General features: G+C 66.2%; 11 protein-coding genes. 6 read left to right on the top strand and 5 right to left on the bottom strand.

Translation table 11 applies throughout. The features are described 5' to 3' along the window. The 3 genes from KBW95_RS22580 to KBW95_RS22570 all read left to right on the top strand — a co-directional run. On the top strand, positions 1-204 hold a 204-nt coding region (locus KBW95_RS22580; RefSeq protein WP_211529393.1), incomplete at its 5' end, for a triphosphoribosyl-dephospho-CoA synthase. 55 nt (positions 205-259) lie between these two features. After that, positions 260-1,114 (top strand): ACP S-malonyltransferase, encoded by an 855-nt coding sequence (locus KBW95_RS22575; protein WP_229429954.1) that lies wholly within the window; start codon positions 260-262, stop codon positions 1,112-1,114. 95 nt (positions 1,115-1,209) lie between these two features. After that, positions 1,210-1,350 carry a hypothetical protein gene (locus KBW95_RS22570; RefSeq protein WP_211526340.1) on the top strand — a complete coding sequence of 47 codons (141 nt, stop codon included), beginning with the start codon at positions 1,210-1,212 and terminating at the stop codon, positions 1,348-1,350. A 75-nt stretch (positions 1,351-1,425) separates the two neighbouring features. Here KBW95_RS22570 and KBW95_RS22565 read toward each other — a convergent pair whose 3' ends face one another. Then, positions 1,426-2,556, bottom strand: coding sequence for a GNAT family N-acetyltransferase (locus KBW95_RS22565; protein WP_211526339.1), 1,131 nt, complete (start codon positions 2,554-2,556; stop codon positions 1,426-1,428). A gap of 50 nt (positions 2,557-2,606) precedes the next feature. Between KBW95_RS22565 and KBW95_RS22560 the strand changes: the two genes are divergently transcribed. Both KBW95_RS22560 and KBW95_RS22555 read left to right on the top strand, forming a co-directional pair. Continuing rightward, positions 2,607-4,655, top strand: a complete 2,049-nt coding sequence (locus KBW95_RS22560; RefSeq protein WP_211526338.1) for an NAD(+) synthase — start codon at positions 2,607-2,609, stop codon at positions 4,653-4,655. A 24-nt stretch (positions 4,656-4,679) separates the two neighbouring features. Next, complete coding sequence (locus KBW95_RS22555) at positions 4,680-5,018, top strand: P-II family nitrogen regulator (RefSeq protein WP_211526337.1); 339 nt, start codon at positions 4,680-4,682, stop codon at positions 5,016-5,018. A gap of 43 nt (positions 5,019-5,061) precedes the next feature. Here the strand turns inward: KBW95_RS22555 and KBW95_RS22550 are convergent, their stop codons facing one another. The 4 genes from KBW95_RS22550 to trxB all read right to left on the bottom strand — a co-directional run bounded on the left by KBW95_RS22550 (position 5,062) and on the right by trxB (position 9,717). Beyond that, positions 5,062-5,667, bottom strand: coding sequence for a trimeric intracellular cation channel family protein (locus KBW95_RS22550; RefSeq protein ID WP_211526336.1), 606 nt, complete (start codon positions 5,665-5,667; stop codon positions 5,062-5,064). 63 nt (positions 5,668-5,730) lie between these two features. After that, a complete protein-coding gene (locus tag KBW95_RS22545; protein WP_229429953.1) occupies positions 5,731-7,908 on the bottom strand; it encodes an ATP-binding protein in 2,178 nt (725 codons plus the stop codon). A 171-nt stretch (positions 7,909-8,079) separates the two neighbouring features. Next, positions 8,080-8,748 carry a Smr/MutS family protein gene (locus KBW95_RS22540; RefSeq protein WP_211526335.1) on the bottom strand — a complete coding sequence of 223 codons (669 nt, stop codon included), beginning with the start codon at positions 8,746-8,748 and terminating at the stop codon, positions 8,080-8,082. A gap of 12 nt (positions 8,749-8,760) precedes the next feature. Continuing rightward, complete coding sequence (gene trxB / locus KBW95_RS22535; protein WP_211526334.1) at positions 8,761-9,717, bottom strand: thioredoxin-disulfide reductase; 957 nt, start codon at positions 9,715-9,717, stop codon at positions 8,761-8,763. 193 nt (positions 9,718-9,910) lie between these two features. Here trxB and KBW95_RS22530 point away from each other — a divergent pair, with 193 nt between their 5' ends. Continuing rightward, positions 9,911-12,400, top strand: coding sequence for a DNA translocase FtsK (locus KBW95_RS22530; RefSeq protein WP_211526333.1), 2,490 nt, complete (start codon positions 9,911-9,913; stop codon positions 12,398-12,400). Positions 12,401-12,438 lie beyond the last annotated feature (38 nt).

Genomic DNA, 12,438 nt, shown 5'->3' with positions numbered 1-12,438 from the left:
GGGGGCGCCCCGCCGGCCCCCCCCCCCCCCCCCCCCCCCCCCCCCCCCGCGGGCCCCCGCGGCGCCACGGCGGCCATCGGCTGGCAGGCGACCGCGCTGGCCAGCCACCGTGCCTTCGTCGCGGCGCGCCTGTCGCCGGGCGGCGCGGCCGACCTGCTGGCGGCGGCCTGCCTGGTGCATGGCGCCTGCGGAGGAGAGGTCTGAGATGGCTGCGCGGCTCGTCCTCCTGTGCCCCGGCCAGGGTTTTCAATCGCCCGCCATGTATGACATGGCGCGCAGCGATCCGCGCGCGAGTGCCTTGCTGGACGGCTGGCTGGCCGACGCCGGGCTGGACGAGGATGCCACGCTGTTCACGAACCGCGTCGCCCAGCCGGCCATCGTGGCGGCGACGCTCGCCACCTGGACGGCGCTCGGGGACACCGTCCCGCCGCCGTCCCTGGTGGCGGGCTACAGCATCGGGGAGCTGGCCGCCCTTGGCGTCGCCGGAGCGCTCGATCCGCGCGACGCCGTCCTGCTGGCAGGCGAGCGCGCCCGGCTGATGGACGCCTGCCGCGCGGGCGGCCCGGCCCAGACGATGGTCGCGCTCTCCGGGCTCACCGTCAGCCACGCCGAGGACATGCTCCAGCCTTTCGGCTTCCACGTCGCCATCGTCACGGGCGAGGACAGTTTCGTCGCGGGAGGCCCCGCTGACCGCAGCGACGCGCTCGCGATCCGGGCCCTGGCTTCGGGGGCGCACGCCACCATGCTCTCGGTCGAGATCGCGTCGCACACGCCTTTCATGCGGGACGCCGTCGCGCCCTTCCAGGTGCTGCTGGCCGGGCAGAAGTGGCGCATGCCGGCCATGCCGGTGGTCTCGGGGATCAGCGCCGAGTTGATCGAACAGCCACAGGTGGCGGCATCGCACCTGGCGCGCCAGCTCGCCGAGCCGATTCGCTGGAAAGACTGCATGGATGCGTGTTCGGAATTCGGCGCGACCGTGGCGCTGGAGCTGGGGCCGGGCGCGGCCCTGTCGCGCATGTTGCAGGCGCGCCACCCGCACATCGCCTGCCGCTCGGTGTCGGAGTTCCGTTCGCTGGATGGCGTACGCTCCTGGCTGAATCGCCATGCGGACTAACATTCATCAAAAGAATATCTGGTATTGCCACTTGGAATTGGAAATTCATCGTCGACGCCTATATAACGGTAGTATCGTTGTCCAAGGAGCCGAACGTGAACAAGTTTATCCATGCAGTCAAAGCAACGCTGATGGCGGCCGCGCGCGCCCGCGCCAAGCAGATCATGCTCAAGCAGGAGCAGGTTTCCCAGCCGTGGAAAGAAGTCTATAGCGCGAACGCCGGCGGCTGGAAGTAATCCCGCCGAGCAGCCAAGCGACAAGCCGGGCCCGTCATCGTACGGGCCCGGCTTTTTTATCGTCCCCACGCATGGTCAACGGAAGGGCGTGCGCTCGTTCAGCTCGTCCATGTACTCGTCGATGCCGCCGCTTTCACGTTCCAGGAAGCGCTGGACCGCGTCGGCGAAGGAGGGATGGGCCAGCCAGTGCGCCGACCAGGTCTTGGTAGGGAGGAAGCCGCGCGCCATTTTGTGCTCGCCCTGGGCGCCGCCTTCGAACACGGCGATCTTCTGCTCGATGCAGAATTCCAGCGGCTGGTAGTAGGACGCCTCGAAGTGCAGGCAAGGCACGTGTTCCAGCTCGCCCCAGTAGCGCCCGTACAGGGTGGTCTCGTCGTGGATGACGAGCGAGGCCGCCACCGGTTGGCCCTCGCGCTCCGCGATCACGAGCAGGATGTTGTCCGGCATGGCCGCGCCGATGCGCCGGAAGAAGTCCAGGTTCAGGTAGGGCGTCGAATAGTGCGCCTTGTAGGTGTTGCGGTAGCAGCGGTTGAACAGCACCCAGTCCGCGTCTTGCGCATCGCGCCCGCGCACGCGGCGCAGCGTGACGCCCGCTTCGCGCACCTTGCGCCGTTCGGCGCGGATGTTCTTGCGCTTCTTGTGTTCGAGCGTGGCCAGGAAGTCCTCGAAGCTGGCGTAGCCCTGGTTCAGCCAGTGGAACTGCACCCCGCTGCGCAGCATGAAGCCGGCGTCTTCCAGCTGGCGCGCCTCTTCCCCGGGTGGAAACAGGATATGCGTGGACGACACCTCGCTGGCCGACTGGGTGGCCTTGAGCACCTCGACCAGGGCCGTGCGCGCCTTCGCGTCGCGCGCCAGCAGGCGCGGGCCGCTCACCGGCGTGAAGGGGATGGCCGACAGCAGCTTCGGATAATAGTCGAGCCCATGGCGCTGGTAGGCGTCGGCCCAGGCCCAGTCGAACACGTACTCGCCGTAGGAGTGGCCCTTGACGTACAGGGGCAGGGCGGCGGCCAGGGTTTCACCTTCGTACAGCACGATGTATTGCGGCTGCCAGCCCGTCTCCGGCGCGGCGCTGCCCGACTCGTGCAGGGCGTGAAGGAAGGCGTAGGATAGGAAGGGGTTGGGCTGCTCCTGTACTCGTACCAGGGCGTCCCATTCCGCTTGGCCGACGTCGGACAGAGAAGAAACGATATGCGTGCGATAATTCAAAATTGCTTCCTAAAATGTCTTCCACCAAAGAAGAAGAGAACGGCCTTACCATGAACAGCCCATTCTTCAACCTCTACTCGCACCACTTCGCCCGCGTCGCGGTAGCCATCCCGCGCTGCCGGATCGCCGACCCCGCGTACAACGTCGAGCAGACCATCCTTCTTGCGCGTCAGGCCGCGGAGCAGGGCGCCGCGCTGGTGGCCTTCCCGGAACTGGGCCTGTCCGCCTACAGCTGCGACGACCTGTTCCACCAGCGAGCGCTGCTCGACGCCTGCCTGGACGGCCTGGCCAATATCGTCGAAGCCTCGCGCTCGATGCCGCTGGCGCTGGTCGTCGGCCTGCCGCTGCGGGTCAACCACATGCTCTTCAATTGCGCCGCCGTGGTGGCCAATGGCCGGGTGCTGGGCGTGGTGCCAAAGAGCTTCCTGCCTAATTATGGCGAGTTTTACGAATCCCGGCAGTTCACGCCGGCGGATTGCGCCGCCGTGGACCAGATCGAGCTGTTCGGCGAGATCGTGCCCTTCGGCCCCAACCAGCTGTTCGAGGTCGAGAACCTGCCGCTGCTGCGTTTCCACGTCGAGATCTGCGAAGACGTCTGGGTGCCGGTGCCGCCGTCGTCCTTCGCGGCCATGGCCGGCGCCACGGTGCTGGTCAACCTGTCGGCCTCCAACGTCGTGGTGGGCAAGAGCGGCTACCGCCACCAGCTGGTATCCCAGCAGTCGGCGCGCTGCCTGGCGGCCTACCTGTACACCTCGGCCGGACGGGGCGAATCGACCACCGACATGGCCTGGGACGGCCAGTCGCTGATCTACGAAAAGGGCGATCTGCTGGCCGAGTCGGAACGCTTCAGCGACGAGTCGCATGTCATCTTCGCCGACGTCGACCTGGAGCGCCTGTCGAACGAGCGCATGCACGCGACCACCTTCGCGCAGTCGGTGCGCCGCCATGCGGCCGACGTCTCGGCTTTCCGCGTGATTCCCTTCCATCTCGACCTGCCGCTGCAGGGCGTGCTGCCCCTGAACCGCAACGTGGAGCGCTTCCCCTACGTGCCGGCCGACCAGGCGCGCCGCGACGAGCGCTGCACCGAGGTCTACAACATCCAGGTCCAGGCCCTGATCCAGCGCCTGTCCTCGAGCGGCATCAAGAAGGTCGTGATCGGCGTCTCCGGCGGCCTGGATTCGACCCACGCGCTGCTAGTCTGCGCCAAGACCATGGACCGCCTGGGCCTGCCGCGCACGAATATCCTGGCCTATACCATGCCGGGCTTCGCCACCAGCGAGCGCACGCTCAAGCAGGCGCGCGACCTGATGCAGGCGGTGGGCTGCAGCGCCCAGGAGATCGACATCCGTCCGAGCTGCATCCAGATGCTGAAGGACCTCGGTCACCCGTATGCCGAGGGCGAGGCGAAGTACGACATCACCTTCGAGAACGTGCAGGCGGGCGAGCGCACCAACCACCTGTTCCGCCTGGCGAACTTCCATAACGCGATCGTGATCGGCACCGGCGACCTGTCGGAGCTGGCGCTGGGCTGGTGCACCTATGGCGTGGGCGACCACATGTCGCACTACAACGTCAACGCGAGCGTGCCCAAGACCCTGATCTCCTACCTGGTGCGCTGGGTGGCCGAGACCGGCGCCGTGGTCGATGGCGGCAAGGACGTGCTGCTGAATATCCTGAATACCGAGATCAGCCCCGAGCTGGTCCCGGGCGGGGCAAGCGATAGCAAGCCGGCCCAGAGCACGCAGGATGTGATCGGCCCCTACGAGCTGCAGGACTTCAACCTCTATTACACGCTGCGCTTCGGCTTCAAGCCGAGCAAGGTCGCTTTCCTCTCCTACTGCGCGTGGCACAAGCGCGAGCAGGGCAAGTGGCCGGATCCGGATGGCGTGCGCAACGAGTACGAACTCGCGGCCATCAAGCGCAACCTGTCGATCTTCCTGTACCGCTTCTTCAAGACCAGCCAGTTCAAGCGTTCCTGCGTGCCGAACGGCCCGAAGGTCGGCAATGGCGGCTCGCTGTCGCCGCGCGGCGACTGGCGCGCGCCGTCCGATTCCGAGGCCACCGTGTGGCTGGACGACCTGGCGAATATTCCTGACTAACCTAAAATAAAAAGGACGATAGAGATGAAACAAATTACCTGCGTGATCAAGCCGTTCAAGCTCGACGAAGTGCGCGAGGCGCTGGCCGAGGTGAACGTGACCGGCCTGACCGTGACCGAAGTGAAGGGCTTCGGCCGCCAGAAGGGCCATACCGAGCTGTATCGCGGCGCGGAGTATGTGGTGGACTTCCTGCCGAAGGTGAAGATAGAAGTCGTGGTGGACGATTCGATGGCGGATCAGGTGGTGGATGCGATCATCAAGGCTGCGCGCACGGGGAAGATCGGCGATGGCAAGATCTTTGTACAGAACGTGGAGCAGGTGATCCGTATTCGTACGGGCGAGACGGGCGCGGACGCGGTCTGATCGACGGTGGAACCTGGGTCCCGGCCTCCGCCGGGACGACGGCTTAGCGGCCCATCCGCATGTCGAAGCGCCAGCTCAGCAAGCGCAGGCTGCTGATGAACAGGGCGCTCGACCACAGGGCGAAGTCGTGCGGCGCATCGTACTTGCGCATCAGGAGGAACAGCCAGTTCCCCAGGAAGGCGCAAATCGCATAGGGCTTCCCGTCCCGGAACACCATCGGCACTTCGTTGCAGACGATATCGCGCAGCACGCCGCCGAAGATCCCCGTAATCACCCCCATCATCGAGGCGATGAAGATCGGCATGCCGGCATCGAGCGCCGCCGATACGCCCGCGATCGAGAACAATCCCAGTCCCACCGCGTCGGCGATCACGATCAGGCGCTCCGACACGATCTGGCGCAGCGTGCGGATCAGGGGCGAGGCCACCAGCGCCAGCACGAAGATCAAGATCGCGTACTCCTGGTGCGTCACCCAGAACAGCGGCCGCTTGTCGAGCAGGATGTCGCGCAGGGTGCCGCCGCCGAATGCGGTGATGAAGGCGACCGTGAATACCCCGACCAGGTCCATGCGCTTGCGCCGCGCTTCGATGAAGCCCGAGAAGGCGCCGACCAGGATCGCCATGATTTCGATGAACTTGATGAGGGTCATGCAGGTGCGGGTAGCCAGTGACCTTGCTAGACTACCACGCCACTTGGCATTCTGGTAAGCCGTCTAGGACGCCAGCGGGAGCCGCACCGTGAAGACCACGTGCCCGTTCTCGAAACGATAGGCGATCTCGCCCTGGTGCTCGCGCACGATTTGCTGGGCGATGTAGAGACCGAGCCCAAGGCCGGTGCGGTTGCGCGGGTTGTTCAGCGAGCCGCGCTTGAAGGGATTGAACAGGTTGGCCGCGACGTCCTCCGGAATCGGCGTCCCGCGGTTCGACACCTCCAGCACCGCCATCCCCTCCTGCCGGGTGAGGCAGACGCGGATCGGCTGCCCAGGCTCGCCATGGTGGCGTGCATTGCTCAGGAGGTTGGACAGCACCTGGCCCAGGCGTCCCTTGTCCGCCTTGACCGTGGCGCGCTCGTCGCACACCAGGTCGAAGACGATGGTGGGATAGGCCAGCCGCGCCTCGTCGATCAGGTCCTTCACCAGGTCCGACAGCTCGAGCGCGTCGAGCGCCACGCCGAGGTCCATGCCGCGGTCGAGTCGGCTCATGTCCAGCACCTGGCCGATCATGCGCTGCATGCGGTTGGTCGAGGACTGGATGCGCTTGCCCAGGCCCTGCTGGTTGTTCCCGCGCTCCAGCACCATGCCGGCCATGTTGATCGAATGGAGCGGGTCGCGCAAGTCGTGGCCCAGCATCGCGAGCAGCTGGGCGCGCGTGGCCTCGTGCTGGGCGCGGCGCGAGTTCGCGGCGCGCATCAGTTCCGCCAGGGTCAGGCGGGCATTGGACAGCACTGTCGCTTCCCAGGGATGGGCCTTGCCGCGCACAGTCTCGTACCAGGCGTCAAAGGAGCCGCGCGGCGTCAGGCGCGCACCCAGCGGGCCGACCTGCACCGTCTTCTCGGGGCGGCCGCCCCATGCCACCTGTTCGATTTCCTCGACGCGCAGCAGCACGCACCAGCCGTTGGCGGCCGGGTCGTAGGGCAGGGCCAGCATGCCGACCCACTTGCCCAGGCGCTCGCGCAGTTCTTCGGGCCAGTCGGCCAGGCCTTCGCGCACCACGATGTCCTGCGGTTCGGCCGGCAGCGAGGCGATCACCGCCTCCGCGAGGCCAGGCGGCAGTTCGCCATGGCTGAGGATGCGGCCGTCGACGGCGGCGATCATGGCCTGGGCATGCGAGGACGTGACCAGCGCCTGCGCGTGGCGCGCCAGCGTGTCGAGCGGATCTTCGTCCAGCAGCAGCGACTCGACCAGGCTGGAGCGCATGACGGCCGCCTGTTCGACCAGGTCGGCGTCCTGCCTGGCTTCGATGCTGTGGATGGTCGAGGCGATCACCTGGGCCAGCACGTCGGCCGCCATCCGGATGGCGTAGGGTACGAGCTTGCGCGACATGTGGTGGCAGGCGATCAGGCCCCACAGGCGGCCATTGATAACGATGGACACGCTCATCGAGGCGCCCACGCCCATGTTCTTCAGGTATTCGACGTGCACCGGCGACACGCTGCGCAGCACCGCGAAGCTCATGTCCAGCGGCGCGGCCCCCGGTTCGCCCAGCAGCGGCACGGCGTTGTAGTCGACGTCCGCGATCATGCGCAGGGTGTTGAGCATGTACAGGCGGCGCGCCTGGGCCGGGATGTCCGTGGCCGGATAACGCTGGTGCAAGTAGGGCGTCAGGTCCTCGCGGCGCGCTTCGGCGACCACGTCGCCGCTGTCGTCTGGGCGGAAACGATAGGCCATCACGCGGTCGAAGCCGGTGAAGTCGCGCACCTGGCGCACGGCCGCGTCGAGCAGGCCATCGATGGTCTTCTGGCGGCGCAGGCGGTCGATCGAGCCGTGCGCCTTGACGGCGAACAGCACCACTTCCTCGGCCGGGGTCTCGCGCAGCTCGAACTCGGCCACGATGCGGCCGTTCGCGCAATGCACCACGCAATCGACATCCGCGTCGTTGATCGTCAGGGAGGTCACGGCGGGCGATGTATCGGCCTCGTCGCGCGGCGTCATGCACAGCGCGATCAGTTCCTGTGCGGCATCGGGCAAGGGCAAGTCATCGTAGAACGCGCCCAGGGCAGGGTCGAAGCCCAGCAGGGCCGCCGCGTTGGCGCTCCAGCCTTCGAGCCGTCCATCCGAATGGAAGAAGAGCAGGGCGCCATGGGGCTGGATCGAGCCCGGCAGGTGGATTGGTTCATCCGCGCACGACAGGAGATCGACCTGGCGTCCATGCTCCATCGGGACTGCTTGCATTGCCTTCAATCGTCCTTCCTCTCAGTGAAGTGTCAAGCATAGGCGCGCGCATATGCACGGGTTCGTGCGCATTCTAACGCTCACAGAGGATTCCGGGTGCGAATTGCAACATTGAGAGGAAAGTATGTAACAAGAAAGACACGCCTTCTTGTCAACAGGGCGTGGCGACGTTCAATAGTCGAGGGCAGGCCGCAGCAGCACGATCAGCGCCCCGTGGCCGCCGTCGGTCTTGCCGGCGACGCAGAAGGCGATCACTTCGCTCTTCTGTACCAGCCAGCTGTGCACGATGCCGCGCAGCACCGGTTCGCCCTTGGGCGAGCCATAGCCGATGCCGTGGATGACGCGCACGCAGCGCACGCCGCGCTTGTTGGCGCGGTGGAGGAAATCGGTGAGCGCATCGCGCGCTTCGTCGCGGTTCATGCCGTGCAGGTCGAGCTCGTCCTGCACCGGCCAGTGGCGCTTGCGCAGTTTGCGCACCACGTCCGGGCCGACGCCGTCCTGGGCGTAGCTGAGGGTGGGGTCTTCGTCCAGCAGGCCTTCGACGTCGAACTGGTCCGACAGCGATTCGCGCAGCACCGCCTCGGTTTCCTCCTCGGGAGTGAGGGGCCTGGCGGACTGGGCGGCCTTGTTGGGCGCTACGTACACCGGGCGGTGCACGTAGCGGTTCGACTCGGGCATCTTCTTGACGTCCTGCATCGCGCTGCGGAATTCCACAGCGCGCTCGCGCGCGATGCGCTCCCGCTTCTCGCGCTCGGCCTTCTCGATGGCGCGCAGGCGCTCGTCTTCCTTGAGCTTGTCGCGCAAGCCCTTGAGTTCGGAGAAATCCTTCATGCCCGCCATCGCTGTTCCTTGTCAGCCCTCCAGCGCTTCCAGGTAGCGCTGGGCGTCGAGCGCAGCCATGCAGCCGGTGCCGGCGCTGGTGATCGCTTGACGATAGATGTGATCCTGCACGTCGCCGGCGGCGAACACGCCCGGGACGCTGGTCGCGGTGGCCATGCCTTCGGTGCCGGACTGGGTCTTGATATAGCCGTCCTTCATTTCGAGCTGGCCTTCGAAGATCCCGGTGTTCGGCTTGTGGCCGATCGCCACGAACAGGCCGTGCACGGTCAGGTCCTTGGTCGCGCCGTCGGTGGTCGACTTGATGCGCAGGCCGGTCACGCCGCCTTCGTTGCCCAGGACTTCGTCCAGGGTGTGGTTATATTCCAACACCACTTTGCCTTCCTCGACCTTGTGCAGCAGGCGGTCGACCAGGATCGGCTCGGCGCGGAATTTGTCGCGGCGGTGGATCAGGGTGACCTTGGAGGCGATGTTCGACAGGTACAGGGCTTCCTCGACCGCGGTGTTGCCGCCGCCAATCACCGCCACTTCCTGGTTGCGGTAGAAGAAGCCGTCGCAGGTGGCGCAGGCCGACACGCCTCGGCCCATGAAAGCCTGTTCCGATTCCAGGCCCAGGTACTGCGCCGAGGCGCCGGTGGCGATGATCAGGGCGTCGCAGGTGTATTCGTGGGCGTCGCCCTTCAGGCGGATCGGCTTTTCATTCAGGAAAGTCGTGTGGATATGGTCGAACACGATCTCGGTGCTGAAGCGCTCGGCGTGCTGCAGCAGGCGCTGCATCAGTTCCGGGCCCTGCACGCCCATCGGGTCGCCCGGCCAGTTTTCCACGTCGGTGGTCGTCATCAGTTGGCCGCCTTGCTCGACGCCAGTCACCAGCATCGGCTTCAGGTTCGCGCGGGCTGCGTACACGGCAGCACTGTAGCCGGCGGGACCGGAACCGAGAATCAGGACTTTGGCGTGTTTGGTAGTAGTCATGGCGGCACTTCCTAATATATAGACAGACGGAAATTGGGGACGGCCGGGGCAGAATCAAGGCCCGCGAGGTCCGGCGAGAGCAGGCGGGATTATAGACGATGATGCACGTAAGCATGAATCGTGGTCCAACGCGACCATATATCCTTTAAAATGGCTGGATCGTCCTTAGCGAACACTTCCGCAGTACCCCAGCATGAGCAAGAATTCAACTGCCAGCACTTCAGGTTACACCCGTACCCAGGGCGCCGCTCGCCGGCCGCTGCCAGGCCGCCTTTCGCGCCTGCTGTCGGAAGCGCGCTGGATCGCCGGCGCGGTGGCCTTCCTGTATTTCGTGCTCATTTTGTTAAGTTATAATAAGGCCGACCCCGGCTGGTCGCACGCCAACGTCGTCCCCAAGATCGCCAACCTGGGCGGCCGCGCCGGCGCCTGGCTGTCCGACCTGCTGCTGTTCATCTTCGGTTTCTCCGCCTGGTGGTGGGGCGTGATCTTCCTGCGCCAGGTATGGCAGGGCTGGCGCCGCCTGACAGACAAGCTGGGCACCGTGTCCGACGAGCCCGAGCACCACGGCGAGCTGTACGTGCGCTGGATCGGCTTTGCGCTGATGTTCGCCGGCAGCCTGGGCCTGGAATACCTGCGCATGTGGTCCTGGGACGTCGAATTGCCGCGCGCGCCCGGCGGCGTGCTCGGCCAGCTGATCGGCCACAGCGCCCACGTGACTTTCGGCTTCACCGGCGCCACCTTGCTCCTGCTGCTGCTGTTCGGCCTGGGCTTTTCGCTGTTCTTCCAGGTATCCTGGCTGGCCGTGGCCGAGCGCATCGGCGAGACTGTCGAGCGCGCCGTGGACTGGTTCCGCCTGCGCTACGAAGACCGCGAAGACCGCAGGCAGGGCGAAGCCGCCGCCGTCAAGCGCGACGAAGTGGTGGTGCATGAGCGCGCCAAGTTCACCGAGAAGCATTCGAACGCGCCGATCGCCGTGGTCAAGGCCGAGCCGACTTTCGATTCGCTGCCGCCCCCCGCGCCCGCTGCGAGCGCCGCACCCGCTGCGGCGCCGGCCCCGGTGCCGGCTGCCCAGCCGTTGCCGAGCGCCCAGGCCGCGGCGCCGAGCATCAAGATCGAGCCGCAAATGGTCAGCGTGCCCAAGTCCGAGCGCGCCCAGAAGGAAATGCAGACACCGCTGTTCCACGAACTGGCGGGCGACTCGCCCCTGCCGCCGCTGGCGCTGCTGGACGAAGCCCCGCCGGCCCAGGAAACCGTGGCCGTCGAGACCCTGGAGTTCACCAGCCGCCTGATCGAGAAGAAGCTGTCCGACTTCGGCGTCGAAGCCAAGGTGGTGGCCGCCTATCCGGGTCCGGTCGTCACCCGCTACGAGATCGAGCCGGCTACCGGCGTCAAGGGCAGCCAGATCGTCAACCTGGCGCGCGACCTGGCGCGTTCGCTGTCGCTCACCTCCATCCGCGTGGTCGAGACCATCCCGGGCAAGAACTACATGGCGCTCGAGCTGCCGAATCCGAAGCGCCAGATCGTGCGCCTGTCCGAGATCGTCGGTTCGAAGGTCTATGGCGACAGCGCCTCGGCCCTGACGGTTGCGCTGGGCAAGGACATCGCCGGCAAGCCGGTCTGCGCCGACCTGGCCAAGATGCCCCACCTGCTGGTGGCGGGTACGACCGGCTCGGGTAAATCGGTGGGCATCAACGCGACCATCCTGTCGCTGCTGTACAAGTCCGACCCGGCCGACGTGCGCCTGATCCTGATCGACCCGAAGATGCTGGAAATGTCGGTCTACGAGGGCATCCCGCACCTGCTGGCGCCGGTCGTGACCGACATGCGCCAGGCCGGACACGCCCTGAACTGGGCGGTGAACGAGATGGAGCGCCGCTACAAGCTGATGTCGAAGCTGGGCGTGCGTAACCTGGCCGGCTACAACGGCAAGATCATGGAAGCGGCCAAGCGCGAGGAGCACATCCCGAATCCGTTCTCGATCATGCCGGACAATCCCGAGCCGCTGGAAAAGCTGCCGACCATCGTCATCATCATCGACGAATTGGCCGACCTGATGATGGTCGTGGGCAAGAAGGTGGAAGAGCTGATCGCCCGTATCGCGCAGAAGGCGCGCGCGGCCGGCATCCACCTCATTCTTGCTACGCAGCGGCCGTCGGTGGACGTGATCACCGGCCTGATCAAGGCCAACATCCCGACCCGTATCGCCTTCCAGGTGTCGTCGAAGATCGATTCGCGCACCATTCTCGACCAGATGGGCGCCGAAACCCTGCTGGGCATGGGCGACATGCTCTACATGCCGCCGGGTACCGGCCTGCCGATCCGCGTGCACGGCGCCTTCGTCTCCGACGACGAAGTGCATCGAGTTGTAAAACATCTTCAATCGCTGGGCGAACCGAATTACATTGAGGGCATTCTCGAAGGCGGCACGCTGGAAGAAGGCGGCGGCGCCGACGGGGTGCCGGCGGGCGAGGGCGGCGGCGAGTCCGACGCCATGTACGACCAGGCGGTGCAGGTGGTGCTCAAGAACCGCCGCGCATCGATCTCGCTGGTGCAGCGCCACCTGCGCATCGGCTACAACCGCGCCGCGCGCCTGCTGGAACAGATGGAGCAGAGCGGCGTGGTCTCGCCGATGCAATCGAACGGCAACCGCGACATCCTGGTCCCGGCTGCCAGCGCCGAATAATCCGCCGACGCGCGCTACGCGCGGCGGCGGACCCAACA

It is taken from the genome of Massilia sp. ZL223, assembly GCF_018119395.1.
Taxonomy (GTDB): domain Bacteria; phylum Pseudomonadota; class Gammaproteobacteria; order Burkholderiales; family Burkholderiaceae_D; genus Telluria.
This window is presented reverse-complemented; position numbering and strand designations above follow the sequence as displayed.

Excerpts from the sequence above, each read along its gene's own strand:
- KBW95_RS22575 (WP_229429954.1), top strand. The coding sequence starts at position 260 with ATGTATGACATGGCGCGCAGCGATCCGCGCGCGAGTGCCTTGCTGGAC.
- KBW95_RS22560 (WP_211526338.1), top strand. The coding sequence starts at position 2,607 with ATGAACAGCCCATTCTTCAACCTCTACTCGCACCACTTCGCCCGCGTC.
- KBW95_RS22555 (WP_211526337.1), top strand. The coding sequence starts at position 4,680 with ATGAAACAAATTACCTGCGTGATCAAGCCGTTCAAGCTCGACGAAGTG.
- KBW95_RS22550 (WP_211526336.1), bottom strand. The coding sequence starts at position 5,667 with ATGACCCTCATCAAGTTCATCGAAATCATGGCGATCCTGGTCGGCGCC.
- KBW95_RS22545 (WP_229429953.1), bottom strand. The coding sequence starts at position 7,908 with ATGCAAGCAGTCCCGATGGAGCATGGACGCCAGGTCGATCTCCTGTCG.
- KBW95_RS22540 (WP_211526335.1), bottom strand. The coding sequence starts at position 8,748 with ATGGCGGGCATGAAGGATTTCTCCGAACTCAAGGGCTTGCGCGACAAG.
- trxB (WP_211526334.1), bottom strand. The coding sequence starts at position 9,717 with ATGACTACTACCAAACACGCCAAAGTCCTGATTCTCGGTTCCGGTCCC.
- KBW95_RS22530 (WP_211526333.1), top strand. The coding sequence starts at position 9,911 with ATGAGCAAGAATTCAACTGCCAGCACTTCAGGTTACACCCGTACCCAG.